25 protein-coding genes are annotated in these 24,817 nt (G+C 63.6%); 20 read left to right on the top strand and 5 right to left on the bottom strand.

What is annotated here, in order from left to right:
• The first annotated feature begins 169 nt into the window (after nucleotides 1-169).
• The 3 genes from V1279_RS13855 (at nucleotide 170) to V1279_RS13845 (ending at nucleotide 3,443) form a co-directional block, all read left to right on the top strand.
• On the top strand, nucleotides 170-1,576 hold the full coding sequence (locus V1279_RS13855) for a M48 family metalloprotease (protein WP_334436601.1): 1,407 nt from the start codon (nucleotides 170-172) through the stop codon (nucleotides 1,574-1,576).
• A 126-nt stretch (nucleotides 1,577-1,702) separates the two neighbouring features.
• A complete protein-coding gene (locus tag V1279_RS13850; protein WP_334436599.1) occupies nucleotides 1,703-2,470 on the top strand; it encodes a DsbA family protein in 768 nt (255 codons plus the stop codon).
• A 19-nt stretch (nucleotides 2,471-2,489) separates the two neighbouring features.
• Nucleotides 2,490-3,443 carry a DUF1236 domain-containing protein gene (locus tag V1279_RS13845; RefSeq protein ID WP_334436597.1) on the top strand — a complete coding sequence of 318 codons (954 nt, stop codon included), beginning with the start codon at nucleotides 2,490-2,492 and terminating at the stop codon, nucleotides 3,441-3,443.
• Between the two features lie 91 nt (nucleotides 3,444-3,534).
• Here the strand turns inward: V1279_RS13845 and V1279_RS13840 are convergent, their stop codons facing one another.
• The gene (locus V1279_RS13840; RefSeq protein WP_334436594.1) at nucleotides 3,535-4,506 is read right to left on the bottom strand and encodes a helix-turn-helix transcriptional regulator; all 972 of its coding nucleotides are present in this window, start codon (nucleotides 4,504-4,506) and stop codon (nucleotides 3,535-3,537) included.
• Between the two features lie 417 nt (nucleotides 4,507-4,923).
• Here V1279_RS13840 and V1279_RS13835 point away from each other — a divergent pair, with 417 nt between their 5' ends.
• The 10 genes from V1279_RS13835 (at nucleotide 4,924) to V1279_RS13790 (ending at nucleotide 15,129) form a co-directional block, all read left to right on the top strand.
• On the top strand, nucleotides 4,924-6,042 hold the full coding sequence (locus V1279_RS13835) for a YadA family autotransporter adhesin (RefSeq protein WP_334436592.1): 1,119 nt from the start codon (nucleotides 4,924-4,926) through the stop codon (nucleotides 6,040-6,042).
• A 471-nt stretch (nucleotides 6,043-6,513) separates the two neighbouring features.
• Nucleotides 6,514-7,893: a YadA-like family protein gene (locus V1279_RS13830; RefSeq protein ID WP_334436590.1), complete on the top strand. Its 1,380-nt coding sequence runs from the start codon at nucleotides 6,514-6,516 to the stop codon at nucleotides 7,891-7,893.
• 7 nt (nucleotides 7,894-7,900) lie between these two features.
• Complete coding sequence (locus V1279_RS13825; protein WP_442894765.1) at nucleotides 7,901-8,524, top strand: hypothetical protein; 624 nt, start codon at nucleotides 7,901-7,903, stop codon at nucleotides 8,522-8,524.
• Nucleotides 8,525-8,553: 29 nt separating this feature from the next.
• A complete protein-coding gene (locus V1279_RS13820; protein WP_334436587.1) occupies nucleotides 8,554-9,333 on the top strand; it encodes a hypothetical protein in 780 nt (259 codons plus the stop codon).
• 198 nt (nucleotides 9,334-9,531) lie between these two features.
• Nucleotides 9,532-10,011, top strand: coding sequence for a type II 3-dehydroquinate dehydratase (gene aroQ / locus V1279_RS13815; protein ID WP_334436584.1), 480 nt, complete (start codon nucleotides 9,532-9,534; stop codon nucleotides 10,009-10,011).
• A gap of 78 nt (nucleotides 10,012-10,089) precedes the next feature.
• Entirely contained in the window at nucleotides 10,090-10,575 is a 486-nt protein-coding gene (gene accB / locus V1279_RS13810; RefSeq protein ID WP_334436581.1) for an acetyl-CoA carboxylase biotin carboxyl carrier protein, read from the top strand.
• Between the two features lie 24 nt (nucleotides 10,576-10,599).
• Entirely contained in the window at nucleotides 10,600-11,958 is a 1,359-nt protein-coding gene (gene accC, locus V1279_RS13805) for an acetyl-CoA carboxylase biotin carboxylase subunit (RefSeq protein WP_334436578.1), read from the top strand.
• A gap of 116 nt (nucleotides 11,959-12,074) precedes the next feature.
• Nucleotides 12,075-13,601, top strand: a complete 1,527-nt coding sequence (locus V1279_RS13800; protein WP_334436576.1) for a sensor histidine kinase — start codon at nucleotides 12,075-12,077, stop codon at nucleotides 13,599-13,601.
• On the top strand, nucleotides 13,598-14,038 hold the full coding sequence (locus tag V1279_RS13795; protein ID WP_334436574.1) for a response regulator: 441 nt from the start codon (nucleotides 13,598-13,600) through the stop codon (nucleotides 14,036-14,038). The genes V1279_RS13800 and V1279_RS13795 overlap by 4 nt, the downstream gene beginning before the upstream one ends.
• Nucleotides 14,035-15,129, top strand: coding sequence for a sensor histidine kinase (locus V1279_RS13790; RefSeq protein WP_334436571.1), 1,095 nt, complete (start codon nucleotides 14,035-14,037; stop codon nucleotides 15,127-15,129). The genes V1279_RS13795 and V1279_RS13790 overlap by 4 nt, the downstream gene beginning before the upstream one ends.
• Here the strand turns inward: V1279_RS13790 and V1279_RS13785 are convergent.
• The gene (locus V1279_RS13785; protein ID WP_334436569.1) at nucleotides 15,126-15,917 is read right to left on the bottom strand and encodes an IclR family transcriptional regulator; all 792 of its coding nucleotides are present in this window, start codon (nucleotides 15,915-15,917) and stop codon (nucleotides 15,126-15,128) included. The genes V1279_RS13790 and V1279_RS13785 overlap by 4 nt on opposite strands.
• Nucleotides 15,918-16,087: 170 nt before the next feature.
• On the opposite strand from V1279_RS13785, the gene V1279_RS13780 reads away from it, so the two are divergent.
• From V1279_RS13780 to V1279_RS13755, 6 genes are all read left to right on the top strand, one after another.
• On the top strand, nucleotides 16,088-17,065 hold the full coding sequence (locus V1279_RS13780; RefSeq protein WP_334436566.1) for a Bug family tripartite tricarboxylate transporter substrate binding protein: 978 nt from the start codon (nucleotides 16,088-16,090) through the stop codon (nucleotides 17,063-17,065).
• Nucleotides 17,066-17,068: 3 nt separating this feature from the next.
• Nucleotides 17,069-17,686, top strand: coding sequence for a flavin reductase family protein (locus tag V1279_RS13775; RefSeq protein ID WP_334436563.1), 618 nt, complete (start codon nucleotides 17,069-17,071; stop codon nucleotides 17,684-17,686).
• A gap of 73 nt (nucleotides 17,687-17,759) precedes the next feature.
• A complete protein-coding gene (locus V1279_RS13770) occupies nucleotides 17,760-18,620 on the top strand; it encodes a fumarylacetoacetate hydrolase family protein (RefSeq protein WP_334436560.1) in 861 nt (286 codons plus the stop codon).
• Between the two features lie 3 nt (nucleotides 18,621-18,623).
• Entirely contained in the window at nucleotides 18,624-19,427 is an 804-nt protein-coding gene (hpaH, locus tag V1279_RS13765; RefSeq protein WP_334436557.1) for a 2-oxo-hept-4-ene-1,7-dioate hydratase, read from the top strand.
• Between the two features lie 20 nt (nucleotides 19,428-19,447).
• Nucleotides 19,448-19,831 carry a RidA family protein gene (locus V1279_RS13760; RefSeq protein ID WP_334436554.1) on the top strand — a complete coding sequence of 128 codons (384 nt, stop codon included), beginning with the start codon at nucleotides 19,448-19,450 and terminating at the stop codon, nucleotides 19,829-19,831.
• A gap of 24 nt (nucleotides 19,832-19,855) precedes the next feature.
• Nucleotides 19,856-20,731 carry an amidohydrolase family protein gene (locus tag V1279_RS13755; RefSeq protein WP_334436551.1) on the top strand — a complete coding sequence of 292 codons (876 nt, stop codon included), beginning with the start codon at nucleotides 19,856-19,858 and terminating at the stop codon, nucleotides 20,729-20,731.
• Between the two features lie 22 nt (nucleotides 20,732-20,753).
• Here V1279_RS13755 and V1279_RS13750 read toward each other — a convergent pair whose 3' ends face one another.
• Complete coding sequence (locus tag V1279_RS13750; RefSeq protein WP_334436548.1) at nucleotides 20,754-21,695, bottom strand: AEC family transporter; 942 nt, start codon at nucleotides 21,693-21,695, stop codon at nucleotides 20,754-20,756.
• A 134-nt stretch (nucleotides 21,696-21,829) separates the two neighbouring features.
• Here V1279_RS13750 and aat point away from each other — a divergent pair, with 134 nt between their 5' ends.
• Nucleotides 21,830-22,510 (top strand): leucyl/phenylalanyl-tRNA--protein transferase, encoded by a 681-nt coding sequence (aat, locus tag V1279_RS13745; protein ID WP_334436545.1) that lies wholly within the window; start codon nucleotides 21,830-21,832, stop codon nucleotides 22,508-22,510.
• Between the two features lie 52 nt (nucleotides 22,511-22,562).
• Here the strand turns inward: aat and V1279_RS13740 are convergent, their stop codons facing one another.
• Together V1279_RS13740 and V1279_RS13735 are read right to left on the bottom strand one after the other, a co-directional pair.
• Nucleotides 22,563-23,597 carry an aldo/keto reductase gene (locus tag V1279_RS13740; RefSeq protein ID WP_334436542.1) on the bottom strand — a complete coding sequence of 345 codons (1,035 nt, stop codon included), beginning with the start codon at nucleotides 23,595-23,597 and terminating at the stop codon, nucleotides 22,563-22,565.
• A gap of 32 nt (nucleotides 23,598-23,629) precedes the next feature.
• On the bottom strand, nucleotides 23,630-24,811 hold the full coding sequence (locus V1279_RS13735; protein WP_334436539.1) for an MFS transporter: 1,182 nt from the start codon (nucleotides 24,809-24,811) through the stop codon (nucleotides 23,630-23,632).
• Nucleotides 24,812-24,817 lie beyond the last annotated feature (6 nt).

The following is a 24,817-nucleotide window of genomic DNA, read 5'->3' as shown; positions in this document are numbered from 1 at the left end:
TTTACCGCCCCAGACTGGCCGTATTCAGTGGTTTGTTATAGCGTTTTCAAGCGAAGTGATACCGGCTCGGGTGAAGAAACGCGTTGAAACAACAAACTGGGACCCGTCTCTGATCTAATCAGAAACCGAACCGGCCTCCGGGCATACCGCCAATCGCCAAAGACCATTCATGCTGCTCCGCATCGCCCTACGCAAGAAACCACCGAGACTGACCGCGCTGATGACAGCCGTCGCGCTTGCCGTTGCGCCGATGGCGGCTATGGCGCAGCAGAACAAAGGTCCGCCGGTGCTCCGCGACACCGAGACGGAACAATTGCTGCGCGAATATACCCGGCCGATCCTGCGCGCCGCCGGTCTGGAAAAACACAATATCCAGATGGTGATCATCAACCAGGGCGTCTTCAACGCCTTCGTTGCCGACGGCCGCCGCATCTTTGTGAACTACGGCGCGATCATGCAGTCGGAGACGCCGAACCAGATCATCGGCGTGATGGCGCACGAAACCGGCCATCTTGCCGGCGGCCATCTCGCCAAGATGCGCGAGCAGATGGCGCAGGCCCAGACGCAGATGATCATTGCCATGCTGCTTGGCGCCGGCGCGATGGTGGCGGGCGCGCAAGGCGGCGGCAGCAACAGCGGCTTGGCGAACGCCGGCGCGGCAATGTTCTCAGCTCCCGGAGAAATCATCCGCCGCAACCTGCTGTCTTACGTGCGCCAGCAGGAGGAAAACGCCGACAAGGCCGGCGTGAAGTTTCTGACCGCCACCGGCCAGTCCGCCCGGGGCATGCACGAGACCTTCAAGCGCTTCACCGACGAAAGCCTGTTCGCCGCGCGCGGCTCGGACCCCTACGTTCAGTCACATCCGATGCCGGCTCAGCGCGTCGCCGCGCTGGAAGAACTGGCAAGGTCGAGCCCTTATTGGGACAAGAAGGACGACCCTGCCCTGCAGCTGCGCCACGACATGGTGCGCGCCAAGATCTCGGCCTTCATGGAGCGGCAGGAGACCGTGTACCGGCGCTATCCGCTGTCCAGCAACAGCCTGCCTGCGCGCTATGCCCACGCGATCTCGACCTATCTGCACGGCGACCTGCGCAGCGCGCTCGCCCAGATTGACGCCCTGATCCAGCAGCAGCCCAACAATCCCTATTTCCACGAGGTGCGCGGCCAGGCGCTGCTCGAGGGCGGCAAGCCGCAGGAGGCAATCGCGCCGCTGCGCAAGGCCGCAGCGCTCTCCAACAACTCCCCGCTCATCGAGATGCTGCTTGGGCAGGCCCTCGTGGCAACCGGCAACAACGCCTACACCGACGAGGCGATCGCTATCCTACGCGCGGCGGTCGCACGCGAGAGCGAAGCGCCGATTGGCTACATCCAGCTCGCAATGGCCTACGGCCGAAAAGGCGACTACGCGCAGGCCGATTTGGCGTCGGCCCAGGCCGCCTACCTTCGCGGCGACAGCAAGACTGCGCGCGATCTTGCATCGCGCGCGAAAACGCGCTTCGCGATCGGGACGCCGGGATGGGTCAAGGCTGACGACATTGTGAGCGCCAAGCCGCTGCCGGGCCAGAAGAGCAACTAGCAATAAACCGCGTTCGGCTATAATCGGACTTGATCACCAAGGACTTGGTCGCCCGCGACCAGGATATTCTCCAGGAGCCGGCCTTCAGCAGAATTGCCCGGGAACTCGCCGCATAAGGATTTACCGATGCCCTCGTTCCGTCTCATTCCCGCATTGTTCGCTCTGGCGCTCTGCGGCGCGCCGCTGTCCGCTTCCGCGCAGAGCTTCAACGACACCCAGCGCGGCGACATCGAGACCATCGTCCGCAATTACCTCATTGCACATCCCGAAGTGCTCGAAGAAGCGATGACCGAACTCAGCAAGCGTCAGGCCGCGGCCGAAGCCGCCAAGCACGAAGCCGGCGTCGCCAAAAACGCGGACGCGATCTTCAACTCGCCGCGCAACGTCACGGTCGGCAACAAGGACGGCGACGTCGCCTTCGTCGAATTCTTCGATTACAATTGCGGCTACTGCAAGCGCGCGATGCTGGACATGATGGAGCTGATGAAGGGCGACCCGAAGCTGAAGGTCGTGCTCAAGGAATTTCCGGTGCTGAGCGCGGGCTCGGTCGAAGCCGCCCAGGTCGGCGTCGCCGTGCGCATGCAGGATCCGACCGGCAAGAAATATCTCGACTTCCACCAGAAGCTGCTCACCGGCCGCGGCGCCGCCGACAAGGCGCGCGCGATGGCCGTTGCCAAGGAAGTCGGCGGCCTCGACATGACGAAGCTGGAGAAGGACCTGTCGAGCGCCGAAGTGCGCAACACGCTCGAGGAAAATTTCAAGCTCGCCGAAGCGATGGGCATGAACGGCACGCCGAGCTACGTGATCGGCAAGCAGGTCGTGATCGGTGCGGTCGGCGTCGAAAGCCTGCGGGAAAAGATCAGGAACGCACGCTGCGGCAAGGCGACCTGCTGAAGCGAGCGCCGGCGATTCGATGATTGCAGCAAAGGGCCGGCTTCGCAGCCGGCCCTTTTGTTTTGCGGTATTGCCGTGCGAGCCGGTTCATCCCGCGTTCACAAAACAAAACCAGCGGAACCGCCAACTATCAGGAACATCACGTAATTCCTTTCGTTGTTTGGGCGGGCAATGCAGACATCTGAGGAGACACTCAATGACTAATCGCTTTTTGATTTCGGTCGCCGCAGCGGCCCTGCTCGCCGGAACCGGATTTGCGAATGCGCAGGGTACCGGAATGGGCCGCGACGCAGGGTCACCCGGTTCCACGACGCAGCAGAGCGCGCCCTCCGATCGCGGTGGCGGTGCTTCGGGCGGCGCGATGCAGCGCGATAGCGGCGGCACGACGGGTATGAAGGGGGCGGAATCCGAGAAGTCGACGGGCGCTGAAAAGAAACAACGCGCCGATGACAAGATGAAGGGCGGCAAAGACATGAAGGCCGAGGGTAAGGAAGACCGCGGCGGCATGAAAGGCGAACAAAAACAAAAGGGACAGACGACCGGCCAGGGCACGATGCAACGTGATCAAAGCACGACCCAGCAGCGTGAGCGTGACCAGACCCCGGGCCGCGACCAGACTATGCCGCAGAAGGACCAGAAGGCCCAGGGCAAGCAGGACCGCATGCAGACTCAGACTGAGGGCGGAGCTGCGACCACGACGGGCCAGGCCGGCGCGGCCGGGAAGCTCTCGACCGAACAGCGCACCCAGATCACGAGCGTGATCAAGGAACAGCGCGTGTCGCCGGTGACGAACGTGAACTTCTCGATTTCGGTCGGCACTCGCGTACCACGCGACGTGACCTTCCACACCTTGCCGGAGCGCGTGGTGACGATCTACCCGGAATGGCGCAGGTATAAGTTTATCCTCGTCAAGGAGCAGATCGTGATCGTGGATCCGAACACCTACGAGATCGTGGCGATTCTGGAAGCCTGACAGCGGGGCTTTTCGCGAGCATCAGGGCGGGCAGAAATGCCCGCCCTTTTTTGCGTTCTGGGCTCCACGCGACAAGATGCCCCGCTTCGCTTCACTTCTGCAGAAGCAGCCGCACCAGTTGGGCCTGGCGACGTGAGCCTGTCTTGTCAAAGATACTGGACAAATGGCTGCGCGCCGTTCCGACGGTGATGCCGAGCCTGTCCGCGGCAGCCTGGCGGCCATCGCCCTTGACGATCTCAAGCGCGAACGCTGCCTCTGCCGGCGTGAAACCAAACCGTTGACGTAGGTCTTCGACGCGCGCCAGGATCTCCCTTTCAGGATCGGAGACGAGCACGATCGCGACGGCACGTTGCGAGGAAGTCCAGGGGAGGATGGCCGTTGCCGTTTCCTGCTTTACCGGCGTCACGACAACATCAAGCGGCAACCGCTCCGCTCCACGCGGCAGCGCGACGTCGCCGCCAGAACCGGTTACAGCACTGGCATCGCCAGCGCATGACTTGATCAGCCCCCGCAATGTTCGCCGGCCGTCAGCATCGGATGCGGACAAAGCGCCGGCTTCCAGCCGCAAGCCATCGCGACGATCGAGCAGCGCCCGAGCCGCTCGATTGACGAATAGCGGCCGGGCCTCCGCATCGACAAGCAGAAAACCGTGTTGCAATCCGTCGAGGCCGGTTAGCGCGTGCTCGTTTGCGAGGGTCAGGTGATGCACACGGCGCTGCAGCGCGACTGCGCGAACGAGATGCTGCGCCAGCGCCGCAAACAAGCGTTTCTGGCTGGCGTCAAATGGCGACTGATTCAGCAGTCCGTGGCTCGCAATGTGTCCGGAGGCCGCGCTATCGGCAAACAGGTTGGTGACCAGGGGATCGGCGCTGAAACCGCCCGGCCGCCACAATTCGTTGTAGAAGGCAGTGCTGGTAAACTCGTCCCGCGAGATAACGTCGGCACCGGTAAAGACCTCTCCGGGCCGATAGTTTCCAGTGCACGGCAAGGCCGGAATATTCGGCGTCCAGTCGTCAAAGCTGCGCAAGATATCCGGATCGGTTCGCGGCGCATGCATGCTCACGACCCCGTTCGCCGGGTCGTAAAATCCGAACACCACCTGCGGCCCGCCAACGGCATCGCCAATTCCGTTGAGGACGCCTGGCCAGAGCTGCGCGTCGAGCGCGGCATCGTAGATGGATCCGACAAGGTCCAAGACCTTGTCCTCGCCGGATAGCCCATCGCCAGACATCAGCCCCTACCCCAAGTTGTGCGTGAAGTCTGGCCTATGTACCGCCCCGGCCGCAAGGCTCGACTATGGGCATCAAGCACGATTCTGTTGCCACGAAGTCTCACTTCGCAGCATTCACGCCGAAACGCTCTCTTTTCGTTCAATTCACCTGACGAACGTCAGATGTGGCCGCCGCATGGCTTGGGCCAGGGTCCCTTCGTGGCATATCGAAACAACAGAATCATGCCGTCTGCCGTGGGAGCTTTTTGGATGTTTGATATTCGGCGCGGGACACTGCCAGGGCTGGTGCGAGCCGCCAGCGTTTCAATCGCAGCCGCAACCCTCTGGGCCTTTCCGGCGATGGGCCAGCAATCCCTCGACGGCGGGACGGCTACCGGCGCCAATGCCTACGCTTCCGGCAATAGCGCGGTAGCGACCGGCGATGCCGCGACAGCGATCGGTCAGTTCAGTGTCGCGAACGGCACCAGCGCGACGGCGACAGGCCAGGACAGCAGCGCGAATGGCGACTCCGCCACCGCGACGGGCCAGAACGCCAACGCGAACGGCACCGCCGCGACGGCAACGGGCGTCAACAGTTTCGCGAACGGTTCGACCGCGACAGCGACAGGCACGAGCAGCCAGGCGAACGGAATTTTCGCGACCGCGACCGGCTCGGGAAGCGCGGCGAACGGCACCGCTGCGACTGCGACCGGAAAATTCAGCACCGCGAACGGCAGCTTCGCGACCGCAACCGGCACGGGAAGCGGCGCGGCCGGCGCCTTGGCGACCGCGACGGGCGCGGACAGCGTCGCGAACGGCACTACGGCAAGCGCCTACGGCCAGGGCAGTAGGGCCACCGGCGACGCCACCACCGCGATCGGCCAGGCAAGCCAAGCCGCTGCCACCGGCGCAACCGCGTTGGGCGCGGGCGCACAGGCGCTCGCGGCGAATTCGGTGGCGATCGGCGCCGGTTCGATAGCAACCGCTCCCAATACCGTGTCGTTCGGCGCCGCCGGCAGCGAGCGACGGTTGACCAATGTGGCGGCTGGCATCAACCCGACTGACGCGGTCAATGTCAGCCAGCTTTCCAGTTTCAGCTCCAACTTCCAGTCCCAGATCAGTTCATTGCAGGCACAGATCGGCGACAACCGTACCGAGGCGCGGCGCGGCATCGCCGCTGCGGTCGCGACCGCGAGCGCACCGATGCCCTCGGCGCCCGGTAAGACGACGTGGCAAATTCGCGGATCGACGTTTCAGAGCGAGGCCGGATTTGGATTTGGATTTGCCCATCGTCTCAAGACCGGCGTACCGCTCAGCATCGTCGGCGGCTACGGCAACGGTGGCGGCACTCAACATACCGCCTATGTCGGCGTGGGCGGCGAGTTCTGACAAGCTTCTGGCCGCCACGAATGCTATCATTCGATCTCAACGGCGATCGGCGCCTTCGTGACGAACTGGCCCAACGATGCCGGACGTTGTTCCTCGCCGGATAGCCACCGCTTCGCCCTACCCCAAGTTGTGCACGAACACTAGCCCTAGGTGTAGCCCCCAGCCGCAAGGCTCGATTATGGGCAAGCACAATGTTGCCGCGAAGTCTCACTCCGCAACATTCACCTCGAAACGCCCGCTTTCGCTCAATGCATCTGACGAACGTCAGATGCGGCCGCTGCATGGCTTGGCCAAGGTCACACAACGATCGATCGAGACTACAGAGTCGTGCCGTCTACCAAGGGTTTTTTTTGCATGCTTGATAATCGGCGTCACCAAACGGTATTTTCACCGGCACTTGCTTCTGGCGCGTTTTATCCGAGTAACCATCGCAGCGGATCGCTCGCTAGCAGCTCCCTGTCGGGTGTGACCTTGCGGTGGCTGGCACTGGCCGCCGGTGTCGCGACTGGTGTGTCCCTTGGGAGCGGCTCCGCCATAGCTGCCGACTATAATGCGGGCGGCGGCATCAATAATCCGGTCAGCGGCAACGCAACGGCCGTTGGCGACAGTGCCGAAACGACAGGATTCAACGCTACGGCCTATGGCGCCGGGGCCTTCGCGAATGGCTCCAGCGCTACCGCGACGGGTGTTAGCAGTTTGGCGAGCGGCGACTTTGCTACCGCAACAGGCGCATTTGCCCTGGCGAACGGCGCCAGCGCGACCGCAACCGGTCAGGGCAGCTACGCAAACGGTGCCCTCGCTACCGCGACGGGGTCGGGCAGCTTGGCGAATGGCGCCGCCGCGACCGCAACGGGTTCTGATAGCCACGCGAATGGCATCAGCGCAACGGCGACGGGCCAGGACAGTCGCGCTAATGGCTCGTCTGCGACTGCGACCGGTCAGGCCAGTTACGCAAACGGCAGCGAAGCGACGGCAACCGGAGCCTTTGCGTTGGCGAACGGCACCGCCGCGACCGCGACCGGCCAAACCGCCCGCGCATTTGGCACCAGCGCGACCGCGACAGGGTCGCTCAGCCTTGCAAACGGCACCAACGCGACCGCGACCGGCGTCATCGCATACGCGAACGGCGTCAACACCACCGCGACAGGCCATGGCAGCAATGCCAGCGGTGCCGATGCGACTGCCACGGGCAACTCCAGCCTCGCGAACGGAGCCTCGGCAACTGCCACAGGCCAGAGCAGTACCGCCAACGGCGCAACTGCCAGCGCGTTCGGCCAAAACAGCAACGCCACCGGTGACGCCACCACCGCGATCGGTCAGGCAAGCCGGGCCACTGCTACCGGTGCGACGGCCCTTGGCGCCGGCGCTACGGCGACCTTCGCCAATTCGACCGCTATCGGCAACGGCGCGAGCACGACCGCCGCCAATCAGGTCTCGATCGGCACCGCATCGAACACCTACCGGATGTCGGGTATCACGTCGGCCGCAAGTCTCGCGGCGCAGTCCGGCCCGACCTCGCTCGTGACCACCGACGCCAACGGCAATCTGGCGGCGGCGAGTTTCAGCAGCCAGGACATCTCTATTTTGCAGTCCAACGTCGCGACGTTGCAGACGCAGATGCGGCAGGGGTTCGAGGGAACGGCGATCGCGATCGCGATGGGCGGATCGGCACTGCCATCGGACAAGAAATTTGCGATTTCCAGTAACTGGGGAACGTTCCGCGGCGAAAACGCCATGAGCCTGAGTGCCCAGATGCGGTTGAGCCAATACGTGGTCGTCAATGGTGGACTAGGAGCCGGGTTTGCTCAAGGTGGCATCGGTGGGCGCGCCGGAGTGACCGTCGCATGGTGACGGCAGCGTGGTGACTTTCAAGCGGCTACTGTTGGTTGCAGCCGCGCTGTTGGCGACGACGTCCGCCGGCCATGCGCAGACATCAGCGCAAACGCCGAAACCCGCGCAGATCGATCGCAACGGGGTGCTGATCCTGATCAGGTCGTCTCTGCTCGCGCTCGATCAAGCCAACAAGACCGGCAACTACACCGTGCTGCGTGACATCGGCGCGCCCGGCTTCCAGAGCAACTCGGCCGCCCGGCTCGGTGATATCTTCGCCAAGTTGCGCAACGACAATCTCGATCTCTCAGGCGTCGCCGTGATCGATCCGCAGCTCAATCTGCTGCCGCAGATCGAGACCAATGGCCTGATGCGTATGGCAGGCTTCTTTCCCTCGGTGCCGACGCAGGTCAATTTCGACCTGTTGTTCGCACCGGTGAACGGGCAGTGGCGGCTGTTCGGCATCTCTGTCTCGATCGGACAGAGTGGGCCCGCCGCGCCTGAGCCTCCCTCAGCGCAAAAACAGCCCGTTGCAAGTGCCGCCAAGCCACATCCAACTCCAAATGGCGCCAAGCCGCCCGCGTTGGCAAAGTCCGCAGCCAAGCCCGTGCCCGCGGAAAACAAGCCGACGGACAATCAGCAGCCTAAGTAGGTCGACCCTGAGCCAGCGAGCGACTGAGCATGTTACCCGATGAAGCCCTGAAATCGATGAAGGTGATGTTCGCGACGCCCTGCTACATCTCGGCGGTCAGCATGCATTACGTCACAAGCATCTTCGAGCTCACCTATCATTGCAACCGGTTCGGGCTGCAATGCATCCTGCACATGCATTCGGAGAGCCTGATCACCCGCTCGCGCAACAACATGGTGCGCAAGTTTCTATCCGACGAAGCTTTGACTCATTTGTTCTGGATCGATTCCGACATCACCTTCACGCCGCAGTCGGTCTGCCGTCTGCTGCTGATCGACCGCGAAGTCACCGCCGGCGTCTATCCGATGAAGAGCTTCAATTGGCCCGTAGGAGGCTTGCCGACGGGAACGACGCGCCAGCAATTCGAGGATCGCTACACCGAATATCCGTTCAATCCGATTGGCCATGGCACAGAGCGGGTCAGCGCCTATGCCGACGCCGACGGCTTCGTCGAGGTCGCTGAGGCGCCGACCGGCTTCATGTGCATCAAGCGGTGCGTATTTAGGCAATTGATGGAGAAGTATCCCGCGCTGAACTACGTGCCGGATGGACCACCGAACCCCCAGGCGCATCTGCACTGGTTGTTTTTCGACTGCATGGTCGATCCCGACTCCGGCCGCTACCTTTCCGAAGATTACGCGTTCTGCCGCCGCTGGCGCGACATCGGCGGCAAGATCTGGGTCGATCTGCAATGCAAGCTATTACATCTCGGGCAGTACAACTTCCGCGGTGACCTCGCCGAAAGCCTGCGGGTCCAGAACCGCTGGTAATGTTGGTGATCCGGCCACCCCGGTTATGGTGCCGCTTCTGTTGACAGTGGTTAACGAGCAATTTCTGCAGGTTCTGTTCGCCTTTTTATGAACAGGATGAGGCATTTGAAAGGGGTCCAGAACGGCCTAAAGGCTTCCCCTTGGCCGCGTTGTTACCTATAACCCCGCGACCTGCCCGCCCCTTTTGCTGGAATCCGGATGGCCCAAGGAACTGCCCAAGCCTCTGCCGCGACGATCTATGTCCTCAACGGCCCGAACCTCAACATGTTGGGGACGCGCGAGCCCGAAACCTACGGCCATGCGTCGCTCACCGACGTCGAAAAGCTTTGCGTGGAAACCGCAGCGCAATTCGGCCTGAAGGCCGAGTGCCGCCAGTCCAACCGCGAAGGCGAGTTGATCGACTTCATCCACGAGGCACACGCCAGGAAGGTGGCCGGCATCATCATCAACGCCGGCGGCTATTCGCACACCTCGATCGCGTTGCACGATGCGCTGGTCGCGGTGAAAATCCCGACGGTGGAAGTGCATATCAGCAACATCCACGCCCGCGAGAGCTTCCGTCATCACTCCTACACGGCCATGGCCGCCTTTGCGTCGCTCTGCGGCTTCGGCATCGATGGCTACCGGCTCGCAATCAATGGCCTTGCCGCCAAACTCGGCGTCAAGGCCAAGAATTGACCTTACTCCCGTCGTCAAAACCGACACCAAGCCTGACGCTTACGCCGTCACCCACATCGAGAATTCCGGATCAAGAGCATGGCCCGCCAGCCCGACAACAAGTCAGCGGACAATTCAGCCGCAAACCTGAAGAGCGACGACAGCGCGCTCATTCGCGAACTCGCGCTGTTGCTGGATGAGACCAGCCTGACCGAGATCGAAATCGAGCGCGCCGGATTGCGGGTGCGGGTCGCGCGCAACATCACCGTGTCGGCGGCGATGCCGGCGGGCTTTCAGCCGGTTGCTGCGGCCGCAGCCGTCCCCGCGGCGGGTGCCGATCTGGCCAAGCATCCGGGCGTGGTCCCCTCGCCGATGGTCGGTACCGCCTATTGGGCGCCTGAGCCCGGCGCGAAGCCGTTCATCGAGGTCGGCACCAAGGTATCGGCCGGGCAAACTCTGCTGATCATCGAAGCGATGAAGACGATGAACCAGATCCCATCGCCGCGCGCCGGCACGGTGACGCAAATTCTCGTCGAGGACGGCCAGCCGGTCGAATTCGGCGAACCGCTCGTGATCATTGAATAAAATTCGTCAACGTCAGGCGCTGCGATGTTCGACAAGATACTCATAGCCAATCGCGGCGAGATCGCCCTGCGCGTGCTGCGCGCGTGCAAGGAGCTCGGCATCTCCACCGTCGCGGTGCATTCCACCGCCGACGCCGACGCCATGCATGTGCGGCTCGCCGACGAGAGCGTGTGCATCGGGCCGCCGCCGTCAAAGGACTCCTATCTCAACGTCCCCGCACTGCTCGCGGCCTGCGAGATCACGGGCGCCGACGCCGTGCATCCCGGCTACGGCTTCCTGTCGGAGAACGCCCGCTTCGCCGAAATCCTCGCCGAACATAATCTGCATTTCATCGGCCCGAAGGCCGAGCACATCCGCCTGATGGGCGACAAGATCGAGGCCAAGAAAACCGCCAGGCGACTCGGCATCCCGGTCGTGCCCGGCTCCGATGGCGCGGTCTCGCCCGACGACGACGCATTGGCGATCGGCAAGGCGATCGGCTTCCCCGTGCTGGTGAAGGCGGCCGCCGGCGGCGGCGGACGCGGCATGAAGGTGGCGCACTCCGCCGACGATCTGATGATGGCGCTGTCGACTGCGTCCAACGAGGCCAAGTCGGCGTTCGGCGACGCCTCTGTCTATCTCGAAAAATATCTGCAGAGGCCGCGCCACATCGAGATCCAGATTCTCGGCGATGGGCGCGGCGGCGCGATCCATCTCGGCGAGCGCGACTGCTCGCTGCAGCGTCGTCACCAGAAGGTCTGGGAAGAGGGCCCCTCGCCGGTTCTCCACGCCGCCGCCCGCGCCAAAATTGGCGAGACCTGCGCCAAGGCGATGCGGGACATGAAATATCTCGGCGTCGGCACGATCGAATTTCTCTATGAGGACGGCGAGTTCTATTTCATCGAGATGAACACCCGCATCCAGGTCGAGCATCCCGTCACCGAGAGCATCACCGACATCGACCTCGTGCTGGAGCAGATCCGCATCGCCGCCGGCGGCGACCTGCCCGCGAAGCAGGAAGAGATCGCCATCATCGGGCATGCCATCGAATGCCGCGTCAATGCGGAAAACCCGCAGACCTTCCGCCCGTCACCCGGCAGGATTACGCAATTCCACCCGCCCGGCGGGCTCGGTGTGCGGATCGATTCCGCCGTTTATCAGGGCTACGTCATTCCGCCCTATTATGATTCGCTGGTCGGCAAGCTGATTGTGCACGGCAAGACCCGCGCCGAATGCCTGATGCGGCTGCGCCGGGCGCTCGACGAAATGGTGGTCGACGGCATCGAAACCACCCTGCCGCTGTTCCGGGCCCTGGTCCGGGAGGCCGATATCATCAATGGCGACTACCACATCCATTGGCTCGAGCAGTACCTCGCCGGCCAGCTGGTGGACGGCAAGACCTGAGCGAACAACCTCCTGAAATATTCGCTGGCGCATGGAACCGATGGGTTCCATCACACGTTGGGATGTATAGGGGTTGCCAGGGGCGTTGTTCCGTTTGTTCATGACGCGAGATCACCGTGACCGCTGATGCCCAGCGCAAGCGCGCCATCGGGCACATCCTGCTGCTTGCGGCGGGGCTATTGGTGTTGACCGCCATCAGCGCCGGTTCGGTCCATCTGGTGAACAAGGCGCGCGAGGACTCGCGCAGGGTTCTGCGCACCCTTGAGGTTGAAAACCAGATATCGCTCGTCCAACTGCAGTTGCGGCGTGCCGAAAGCGCACAGCGCGGCTACCTCGCGACATTGCGGCCGGATTTTCAGGCCGATTTTGAGCAAGCCATATCCGAACTGACGCCGGCGCTGACGAAGTTGAGCCAACTTATCACCGACAATCCGGTTCAAAGGCGGCTCATCAACGAAATGATGCCGCTCTACGACCAGCGGATCGAGGAATTCCGTACGACGAACGAACTGGCCCGGTCGAAGCGTATGAACGACGCCGCCAAGATCGTGCGCGAGGGTATCGGACGCGACACCATGAAACATATCGACGATCTCGTCGGCCGGATGCGGGCCGAAGAAGATCGTCTGTTTGTCGAGCGCACGACCAACGCCGATCGCAGCCAGACGCTGGCGGCCTCGATCACCGGCATCGGCTCGGGTTTCGTGGTCGTGCTGGCCGGCATCGCGATCTTCCTGGTCCGGCGTTCGTCGCACGCACGTGACCAGGCCGACGCCAGGCTGCGCGACAGTCATCTCAACCTCGAGGCCACGATCGACGAGCGTACCGCGGACCTGCGCGAAGCCAATGACGAGATCCAGCGCTTCGCCTACATCGTCAGCCACGATCTACGCTCGCCGCTGGTGAACATCATGGGCTTTACCAGCGAGTTGGAGGAATTGCGCGGCGACATCTTCAAACGGATCGCAGCACTTTCCCGCGAGCAGTCCGCACCATCAGCCCCGGAAAACGCCACCGATACCGCCGAACCCGTGCTCGAGGGCTCCGACAAGCAGCTCTCGGAAGACTTCTCCGAGGCGCTCGCCTTCATCAAGTCGTCGATCGGCAAGATGGACCGGCTGATATCGGCGATCCTCAGTCTCACCCGCGAGGGGCGGCGCGATTTCGAGCCGGTCTGGATCGATACCAGGGAGCTGATCGAGGGCATCGTGGCGACCGTGGCGCATCAGGCCGCGGAAGCCCAGGCCGAGATCCGGATCGACGCGCTGCCGAATATCGTCAGCGACCGCCTTGCGCTGGAGCAGATATTCTCCAATCTGATCGATAATGCGCTGAAATACCTCAAGACCGGGGTCCCCGGCGAAATCACGGTGCGCGGCCGCACCAAGCTCGGCTTTGCGATTTTCGAGATATCGGATAATGGGCGCGGCATCGATCCCAAGGACCATCAACGCATTTTCGAGCTGTTCCGCCGCGCAGGAACCCAGGACAAACCGGGGCAAGGTATCGGCCTTGCCCATGTCCGCGCCTTGGTGCGTCGCCTGGGAGGCACTATGTCGGTCGCGTCGGAACTTCACCAGGGCAGCACGTTCACGATCACGTTGCCTATTAATTGGTCAACCAACCGGAACCCACGACCATGAGTAATCCAGTCACCATCATCATGATCGAGGACGATGAGGGCCATGCCCGCCTGATCGAACGGAATATTCGCCGATCCGGTGTCAACAACGAGATAATGCCGTTCACCAGTGGTACAGCTGCCCTGAACTACCTGTTTGGCGAGGACGGGACGGGTCTGGATCACAAGGGCAGCGCGCTCCTGATCCTGCTCGATCTCAATTTGCCCGACACGACCGGCATCGACATTCTGAAGCGGGTCAAGGAAAACAAATATCTGAAGACCACGCCGGTGGTGGTGCTGACCACGACCGACGATTCTCACGAGATCAAGCGCTGCTACGACCTCGGTTGCAACGTCTACATTACCAAGCCCGTGAACTACGAAAGCTTCGCCAACGCCATTCGCCAGCTCGGTCTGTTCTTCTCCGTCATTCAGGTTCCTCCGGCCGCCACATGAAACCAGCGATGCCGACACTGCTGTATATCGATGACGACGCCGGCCTCGCCCGGCTGGTCGACCGCGGCCTGACGCGGGCGGGCTTCAAGGTCGTCCACGCAGCGAGCGGCGAGCTAGGGCTGGCGCGGCTGGCGCAAGGCGGCATCGATGTGATTGCGCTCGACCAGTACATGCCGGGTCTGGATGGTCTCGAAACGCTGGAACAGATCATGGCGATAGCGGACGCCCCGCCCGTGGTGTTCGTCACGGCCGCCCAGGATTCGGCGATCGCCGTCACGGCGCTGAAGGCCGGCGCCGCCGACTATCTGGTCAAGGACGTCAGGGGCGATTTCATTCCGCTGCTCCAGGTCGCCGTCAACGGCGCCCTGCGGCAGGCCGAGCTTCAGCGCGCCCGCGACGAGGCTGAAGCCGAGGTCCACGCCTCGCGCGACCGCTATGCGGCGCTCGCCGCCGAGCGCGAAGTGCTGCTGCGCGAAGTCAACCACCGCGTCGGCAACTCCTTGCAGATCATCGCCTCGCTGCTGCATCTGCAGGCCAATTCGGCTGTTCAGGACGACGTCAAGGCGGCGCTGACCAATGCGATGGGCCGCGTCGCCGCAGTCGCGCAAGTGCATCGCCGCCTCTACACGTCGCACGATCTCAAGAGCGTGTTGCTGAACCAGTATCTCGAAGCCCTGCTGGAAGACCTCCGGCGTTCGGCCGAGGGCAACAAGATGTCGCGGCTGACGCTCAAGGCCGAACCGATCGAGATCGACCCGGACCGCGCGGTGGCGATCGGCATCATCGTCAACGAGCTGGTGATGAACGCCGTCAAATATGCCTATCCCGACGGCGCCGGTCCGATTCACGTCGAGCTCAAGCCTGAGGGCGAGGACCTCGTGGTCGCGATTGCGGACGACGGCGTCGGTCTCAACGCCAAGGCCGATCCGCGTTCCACCGGCATGGGACAACGCATCGTCAGCGCAATGGCCGCCAAGCTGGACGCCAGTGCCGAGCGCGATCCGAACCATCACGGCACCAGGATCGTGCTGCGCTTCCGCCGCATCCCGGCAGCGGCGCCGAAATCGACCAACGCCGCCGCGGCGGGTTAGCGCGGCGTCGCCGCCTCGATCGCACGCGCAGCCGCGACAAGAACGTCGGCCACCTCGATCGCGCGACGCGGGCTCAGCCTGTTTCGGATGGCGGAGAGCGTAATCGCGGCGGCCGGTTGGCCGTCCGGCGTTCGGATCCAGGCCGAAAGCGACTTCGTCCCCTGCACTAGCCCGACATCACGCAGATTGTAGCCCCGGCCGCGCGCGAGCTGGATCTGGCTAAGCACCGTGGCCGTATCGGTCCGATAGGCGCCAAATCGTGTTGCGTTGGCGAGCATGATCTTGCGCGCCTCAGGGGCGGGCATGGCGGCCAGGATTGCGACCCCAGCGCTGCTGACGCCCAGCGGACGCCGCACGCCGACCTCGATCGACAACACCTGGATCGGATAACTGCCGATGCGGCGCGCCACGCACAAGGTGTCGAGCCCGGTGCGCAAGGTTAGAAACAGGGTATCGCCGAGTTGCGCCGACACCGCCGCGAGATGCGGCTCGGCTGCAATCAAGAGTGGCGAACGCGAGGGACGTGCCAGCGCCAGCTCCGGCACCTGGCGGCCGACGACGTAATGTCCCGTCCGCTCACTGCGCTCGACAATTCCTTCCTCGATCAGCACATGAACGATGCGATGTACCGTCGGACGAGCGAGCGACGTCGCCTGCACGACTTCCGCGAGAGGTACGCCTCTTTCTCCACCAATCGCGAGCGTGCGCAGCACGGCCACCGCGCGGCGGATCGCCTGCCCGCCCTGCCGCGGCCCGCGCCCACGCGCCTTTAACCGACCATTTGTCATACGCGTTGTCCGCTGTCCACAATGTGGACAAAAACACCACAATTTGGTCGACAGTGGAAGGGCCGAGCGCAAGATCGGGGCGCGGAACAATATAAGCGCATGCCGCTGGGACGGGGCTCGCGCAAAACAAAAAATGTAGCGGCGGATATGCCGCTTTTCGGGAGAAGGCGATGAAATTTTTCGCGATCGCAGGCGTCGCTGTATCGGTACTGTCAGCTGTCACGTTGAGCACGCCGGCCGACGCCCAGCAATGGCCGGCGCGGCAGGTACGGCTGATCGTCCCCTATCCGGCAGGCGGCAATGTCGACAGCGCGGCGCGCGTCATCGCCGACAGGCTGCAGGCAAAGCTGGGCCAGCCGTTCATCGTCGAAAACAAGGCCGGTGCCGGCGGCCTGATCGCCGGTGAGGCGTTCGCGAAAATGGCGCCCGACGGCTACGCTTTTTTCGTCGGCGCCAACGGCCCGGTGCTGTTCGCGCCCGAAATCGCCAAACGCGACGCCTATAACTGGAAACGGGATTTCGTCCCGATCACCTCGATCACGATGACACCGCTGGTGCTCGAAGTGCATCCCTCGGTGCCGGCCAAGGATCTGAAGGAATTCATCGAGCTTGCCCGCCGCGATCCCGGCAAGCTGACGATGGCTTCCCCCGGCCAGGGCACCACCAACCATCTGCTCAGCGAGTTGATGCAGTCGACGCTCGGCGTGCAATGGCTGACGGTGCACTACCGCGGCAACGCCCCTGCTCTCAACGACCTGATCGGCGGACAGGTTCAATTTGCCCTGGACCAGATCTCCGTCGGGCTGCCCTCCATCAAGAGCGGCATGCTGCGCGCGCTCGCCGTCACCGGCAGCCACCGCGCCTCCTGGCTTCCGGATGTCCCGACCTTCATCGAACTCGGCTACAAGGAATTCGACGGCCAGACCTTCACCGGCCTGTTCGCGCCCGCCCGCACGCCGGCCGAGATCGTGACCAAGCTGCACGATACCCTCGCGGAGATCCTGAAAGATCCCGCCATCGTCGAGAAGTTCAACGCGCTCGGCGCCGAGGCCGTGACGATGACGCCGGCGGAGTTCACGAGCTACCTCGAGCGCGAGGACGCCAAGTGGATTCCCGTGGTCCGCAAGGCAAACATCAAGGCGGACTGATCCATGCAGATCGATCCCGGCGATCTCGGCGCGGAGCGGATTTACCGGCTGATGACCGGCATCGTGGTGCCGCGTCCGATCGCCTGGGTGACGAGCCTGTCGCGCAAGGGCGTGCTCAACCTCGCCCCGTTCAGTGCCTTCACCTTCGTCTCGCAGAAGCCGCCGATGCTGGCCATCAGCGTCGGCCGCAAGGGCCCCGACTACAAGGATACGGCGCACAACATCCTCGACACCGAGGAGTACGTCATCCATATCGCCGACACACCGCTGATGGGTGCGGTGCATGACAGCTCGGTCGAGCATCCGCCCGAAGTCAGCGAGGTCGGAGAGCTCAACCTGGAAACGCGTCCCAGCGAGCGCATCAAGGTGCCCCGGCTCGCCGCCGCGCCGGTCGCGATGGAATGCGTGTTTCGGCAATGTCTCGAATTCGGCGAGGCGCGCAGCCGGCTCATCGTCGGCGAGGTCGTGATGTTCCACATCCGCGACGGTCTCGTGAACAACGGCAAGGTCGAGACCGAAGCGCTCGACCCGATCGCCCGCATCGGTGGGCCCCGCTACGCCCGGCTCGGCGAGATCGTGACGCTGCGCGGCGTCTTCCAAACCCCGAAATCGACCGATTAGCGGTGGCAGCAATCCGTCGCGAGCTTGCTGACGCCGGACGCAGATCGAAGCAGAATTCTCGAAGAGGACGACAATGCGACTGGTGAGCTATCTGGTGGAAGGAGAGCCGCACTACGGCGCGGCAGTCGACGGCGGTGTGGTCGACCTCACCCAACGGCTCGGACCGAAATGTCCTGACCTTCGGACTCTGATCGCCAAGGACGGCCTGGAAGTTGCGCGCCAAATGGTCGCCGGCCTCAAGCCGAGCCATGTGCTCGACGACCTCGTGCTGCTGCCGCCGATCCCCAATCCGGAAAAGCTCTGGTGCATCGGCGTCAACTACAGGGATCGCAACGCCGAGTACAAGGACAATTCGGACCTGCCGAAATATCCGAGCCTGTTTGTCCGCAACCCGTCTTCCGTCGTCGGCTCCGGTCAGCCGATCGAAAAGCCGAAGATTTCCGAACAGCTCGACTACGAGGGCGAACTTGTGATCGTGATCGGCAAGGAAGGACGGCATATTCCCCGCGAGCGCGCCTTTGAGCACATCTTCGGCATGACGCTGTGCAACGAGGGCAGCGTTCGCGACTGGCTGCACCACGGCAAGTTCAACGTCACCCAGGGCAAGAATTTCGACCGCTCGGGCAGCATCGGGCCGTGGATCATCACCTCGGACGAGTGCGATCCACGCGGGCCGCACGACATCGTCACCCGCGTCAATGGCGAGGTGCGCCAGAGCGATTCCACCGAGCGGTTGATGTTTCCGTTCGATTTCCTGATCGCCTACCTCTCCACCTTTGCCACCCTGAAACCCGGCGACATGATCGCGACCGGTACCCCGACAGGGGCCGGCGCGCGATTTACGCCGCCGCGCTGGCTCAAACCAGGCGACGTCGTCGAGATCGAGTCCAAAGGCATTGGCATCCTTCGCAACACCGTGGCGGCGGAGCAGTAACCGATGCTCGATCAACAAACCGTCGAACGGCTGGCGCAGCGCCTGGATGACGCCGAACGCAGCAAGTCGCTGATTACTGCATTCACACGCGAATATCCTGATCTCACGATCGAGGACGCCTACGCCATTCAGCGCGCTTGGACGAAGCTGCAACTCTCGCGTGGCCGCGTCGTCAAGGGGCACAAGATCGGTCTGACATCGAAAGCGATGCAGAACGCCGTCGGCATTTCCGAACCGGATTACGGCGTGCTGTTCGCGGACATGTTCTACCCGGACGCGTCCGCGATTCCATTCGAACGTTTCCGCGCGCCCCGTATCGAGGTCGAACTGGCCTTCGTGCTGAAGACACCCTTGAAGGGACCGGATTGCACGCTGTTCGATGTGCTCAACGCCACCGATTACGTCACGCCGGCGCTCGAAATCCTGGAGACCCGGATGCATCGCGTCGATCCCGAGACCAAGGCGCCGCGCAAGGTGATGGACACGATTTCCGACAATGCCGCGAATGCGGCGTTGATCGTCGGCGGCCGGCCTATCCGCCCCCTCGATTTCGACCTGCGCTGGATTGGCGCGCTGTTGTTTCGCAACGGCCAGATCGAGGAGACCGGCATCGCCGCCGGCGTTCTCAATCATCCCGCCAACGGCGTGGCCTGGCTCGCCGATCGGCTGGCCGCCCAGGACGAGTTTCTCGATGCCGGCGAAGTGGTGCTGGCGGGATCGTTTACACGCCCGGTCGAAATCATCAGGGGCGACACGTTTCATGCCGATTACGGCCGGTTCGGATCGGTGTCCTGCCAGTTCGTCTGAACGAGAAACGGAGAGCAGAGATGACAAGGCGCAAGAGCATTCATATCGGCGAGTTCAAGCACGCCAATCCGATTCCGAACGCCTGCCGCATCGGCAATCTGCTGATGTCCGGCGTCATCCTTGGCCGCGACCCCGCGACCGGCGCGATGCCGGAAAAGATCGAAGACCAGTGCGCCAACATGTTCGGCCATATGAAGGCCATCGTGGAAGCCGGTGGCGGCACAACCGCCGACATCATCAAAATGACCGTGTGGCTGCAGGATCGCACGCAGCGCGCACCGGTAAATGCCGAATGGCTGAAAATGTTTCCGGACGACCATTCGCGTCCCGCCCGCCATGCGCTGCAGATGGACATGGACAGCGGCGCGCTCGTGCAATGCGATTTCACCGCCGTGATCGGCTGACCACGATCGAACAAGGAACCTGACATGCCGACCTATCTTCCATTCGATCCGAACCCGCGCCGTCCCTCAAAACTGCCGCCGCCGAAAAGCATCGACAGCCAGTTTCATGTGCTGGGCCCGGTCGAAAAATATCCGGTGCGGCCGGGTGCCGCCTACCAGATGCCGACCGCGACCTGGGAGGCAGCACTGCGCGTTCACAAGGCGCTCGGCATCGAGCGCGGCATTATCGTGCAGACCACCACCTATGGCGCCGATCATTCCGTGGTGCTCGACGGCCTCGCCGCGATGGGACCGAACTATCGCGGTTGCGCCAACGCGCTGGTGTTTGCCGAAGCCGATGATGCCTATCTCGCCAAACTTCACGACGCCGGCGTACGCGGAGCCCGCTTCAGCTTCCGGCAGGAACTGGGCGCGGTGCTCTCGGACAAGGATTTTGCGCGCGCCATCGCCAGAATTCGCGAACTCGGCTGGTACGCAAAGATCCAGCCGGAGAAGGACGGCATCGTCTCCAGCGTCGCCAAATACGAAAACCTCGACGTGCCGGTTCTGATCGACCACATGGCCCGCCCTGACCCTGCCCGCGGCAAGGAAGATCCGAATTTGCGAAAGATGCTGGAGCTTCTATCGAAGGGCAATTTCTGGGTGATGCTGTCGCTCGGGGAAAAGACCTCGAAAAAGGGCCCGCCGTGGGACGACGTCATTCCGATCGCGCGCGCCTATATCGAAGCCGCGCCCGACCGCTGCGTCTGGGCGAGCGACTGGCCGCACCCGGTTTCAGTGGTGCAGCCGCCCAACGACGCCGACCTGCTCGAACTGCTTTATCGCTACGCGCCCGACGAGGCGGAGCTGAGGAAAATCCTGGTGACCAACCCGGCAAGGCTGTTCGGCTACGAGGACTAGGATTGCGCCGGTTGTCGAGCGCCTATCGCAGCGCGACCGCCACGAAGGCTACGACGACGGGCAACGTCACTGCCGCCAGGACCGTGCCGAGCGCCACGGCGCCCGAGACGGCTTCGGTCAGCCGACCGTACTGGGCCGAGAAGATGTAGGCATTGGCGCCGGTCGGCATCGCGGCAAACAGGACGACCACAGCCGCGGAAATGGGCGGCAACGCCAGGACGTAGAACGCAAGGATCGCCGCAATGGCCGGCATCGCCAGCAGCTTGAGCGCGCACATCACGGCCATCGCGACCGCCTGGCCCTTGATCTTGAATCCGAAGAGGTTGATGCCAAGCGCGATCAGCGCCGTCGGCGAACCCGCCTGCGCCAGCAGTTCCAGCGTCTTGTCCGCAACGGGGTGCAGCCCCAATCCGGTCAAGCGCCAGAGGAAGCCGAAACCGAGCGCGAGCATGATCGGATTGCGCGCGATCTCCCGCACCGCCCGCAGGACCAGGAGCGGCGCTGTCTCGGAAGACTTCCGCTCAGCCCATGCCATCTGCAGCGTGCCGCAAAGCCAAAGCAGCGGCGTGTTGACCGACAGGATCAAGGCCATCGAACCGGCCGCCTGACTTCCCAGAGCCGACAACGTCAGGGGAATGCCGAGCATCACGACGTTGCCGTAGATCGAGCCGATCGCGAGGACCGCGCCGTCGGCCCGGGATTGCCGAAGGACGGATGACGCCAGAAGCGCGACGATCCATGTGGCCGCCGTTGCCCCATAATAGGCGCCCCACACCGCGAAGGCGTTGACGGCGGGAAATTCCGCGACGACCACGATCCGGAACAGGAGCGCGGGAATGGCAATGCTGAAGGCGAACTCGGAAATGCCCTTGTGGGCCGTCGGGGAAATGAAGCGTAGCGCAACTGCCGCATAGCCGGCCGCAATCAAGGCGAACACCGGAACGACGATCAACACTGCGCTCATGCTGCACTCTTCTACCGGAATTCGGTCGGACGAATTGCCCGTCCGTCATCCGTCTCGCATCGTGCGGCCACGGCTGCGCACTGATTGTTTGCGGAACGTAGCATAGGCCCCCTCGGTCCTGCTATCATCAGCCCATGACCTCGCGCGAGTCAGCCGTTTCCGAAATCACCCCCGAAGTGCTGCTGCGGGCCTATGCCTGCGGCATCTTCCCGATGGCCGAGAGCGCGGGTGATCCGACGCTGTTCTGGGTCGAGCCGGAATTGCGCGGCGTGATTCCGCTCGAGGGCTTCCGCGTCGCCTCGCGGCTGGCCCGCACCGTGCGCTCGGACACCTTCAGCGTTACCGTTGATACCGCCTTCAAGGCGGTCATCGCGGGCTGCGCGGCGCCGCAGCCGGGCCGCGACGACACCTGGATCAACAAGCGTATCCGCGATCTCTATGTCGGGCTCCACGAGCTCGGCCACTGCCACAGCGTCGAAGTCTGGGAGAACGGCGACCTCGTCGGCGGCCTCTACGGCGTCAGCCTGGGACGCGCCTTCTTCGGGGAGAGCATGTTCCATCGCACCCGCGACGCATCGAAAGTGGCGCTGGTTCATCTGGTGGCGCGGCTGATCGCGGGCGGGTTCGAGTTGCTCGACACCCAGTATGTCACCGAACATCTGCGCAGCTTCGGCGCGGTCGAAATTTCGAGGCGCCGCTATCGCGCCTTGCTCGACAAGGCGATCGCGGGTGAGCCTGCGGATTTCCTGAATTTGGCCGCCGGCCAGCCGGTCAGCGGGGCGGAAGCGCTCGCGATCATCGCCGAACGCAATTGATGCGTAGGTCCTGCAAAACACCGAGATGCTGCGGCATCCGCTTCCGATCGGCTCAAACCGGCCGCGGGTTCAATCGCGCAAAGCCTTCCTGGACACGATAAGGATAGTAGGGATAGCAAGGCATCACCGCGCTCGCTTGGTCCAGGAGCGCGATCTGCTCGGCGGTCAACGACCAGCCGACCGCGCCGAGATTGTCGCGCAGCTGCGCTTCGTCGCGCGCTCCGATGATCACGGACGACACGCCCGGACGGGTGAGCAGCCATGCGATAGCGACCTGCGGCACGGTGCGACCGGTCTCGTTCGAGACTGCATCCAGGACATCGACGACGGAATAGAGCCGCTCCTCGTCGACGGGCGGACCGAACTGCGCCGTCTCGCGCAGGCGGCTGCCTGCCGGCAGCGGCTGGCCGCGTCGTATCCTGCCGGTGAGACGCCCCCAGCCCAGTGGGCTCCAGACCAGCGCGCCGACGCCCTGATCGAGGCCGAGCGGCATTAGCTCCCACTCATAATCGCGGCCGATAAGCGAATAATAGACCTGGTGCGCCACATAACGCGGCCAGCCGTGACGCTCGGCAATGGCGAGCGACTTCATCAACTGCCAGCCCGAGAAATTGGAGACGCCGACATAGCGCAACTTGCCGGCGCGGACGAGCCCGTCAAGCGTTGACAGCACTTCCTCGATCGGCGTGAAGGCATCGAAGGCGTGGAGCTGCAGCAAGTCAATGTAGTCGGTCCCGAGCCGCCGCAAGGCGGCGTCCACCGCCAAAATGAGGCGATGCCGGGATGAGCCGGCGTCGAATGGACCGTCACCCATCGGCAGGCTCATCTTGGTAGAGATCAGCACCCTGTCGCGGCGGCCTTTGATCGCGGCACCGAGAATCGCTTCCGACGCGCCGTTCGAATAGACATCGGCGGTGTCGAACAGGTTGACGCCGGCTTCGAGGCAGATGTCGACTAGCCCCCTCGCTTCCTCGGCGCCACTCCGGCCCCAAGCCGAGAACAGCGGCCCCTGTCCGCCGAACGTGCCAGTGCCGAAACTGATAACGGGGACCTTCAAGCCGGAGGCACCCAGGTTGCGATATTCCATCATCGTGCTCCCTCTTGATTGATGCTTTGCTTTCATTCCGCCGGGCACGCCGCAGCGGAAGGTACCGGCTGGTCGAGACGCAAGCTCCATAGCGCCAGCAGGAGCCCCGCCGCGGTGATCGCTGCCGCGACGAGTGGAAGCGCGGCAAGGCCCGGGCCGTGATCGATCGTTAGCCCGCCGGCCCAGGCGCCGAGCGCATTGCCGAGATTGAAGGCTGCGATGTTGAGGCTGGAGGCGAGCGTGCGCCCCTCCGTGCCGGCCGCTTCGAGCACGCGAAGCTGCAGCGGCGCCACAGTGGCAAAAGCGGCGGCGCCGAGCAGGAAGATAAACGCCGCGGCGAGGCCTTTGATCGACAGCACCGCCGCAAGCGCGACCAGTACGAGCGCAAGCGCCGCAAGCGTGCCGATCAGGGCGCGTCCGAGACCACGGTCGGCGAGCCGCCCACCCGCGACATTGCCGATCGACAGGCCGACGCCGAACACGAGAAGGATCGGCGAGACCGCCGCTTCAGAGAAGCCGGTCAGCCGCGTCAGGATCGGCTGGACATAGGTAAAGACCACGAACAGGCCGGCAAAACCGAACACGGTCATGGCGAGGCCGAGCAGGACTTGCGGACGGCCGACCACCGCCAGTTCCTCACGCAGCGAAATGGCTTTCTCATTGCCGCCAACATGGCCGGGAACAAGAACCACCAGCACCGCGAAGGCGATCACACCGATCGCGGTCACCGCCCAGAACGCGGCGCGCCATCCCAGCATCAGGCCGAACCACGCGCCGAAAGGAACGCCGAGCAGAGTGGCCGCTGTCAGCCCAATAAACATGGTGGCAATCGCGGACGCACGCTTGTCCTCGGCGACGAGGCTCGTAGCCACCACCGAGCCGACACCGAAGAATGTGCCATGGGCGAGCGAGGTGAGGATCCGCGCCGCCATCAACAGCCCGTAGTCCGGCGCCAGCGCGCAGGCGGCGTTGCCGAAGGCAAAAATCGCCATCAGAGCAAGCAGCACCGCCTTGCGCGGCATCCGCCGCGTCGCCAGCGTCAGGATCGGCGCGCCGACGAACACGCCGAGCGCATAGCCGGAGATCAGCATGCCCGCCGCGGAGACCGAGACCTGCATGTCGGCGGCGACCTGCAGCAAGAGACCCATGATGAGGAATTCAGTGGTGCCGATGCCGAAGGCACCGGCGGTCAGCGCAAGGACGGCGGCAGGCATGCGTCG

Source organism: Bradyrhizobium sp. AZCC 1610, assembly GCF_036924515.1.
GTDB lineage: Bacteria > Pseudomonadota > Alphaproteobacteria > Rhizobiales > Xanthobacteraceae > Bradyrhizobium.
This window is presented reverse-complemented; position numbering and strand designations above follow the sequence as displayed.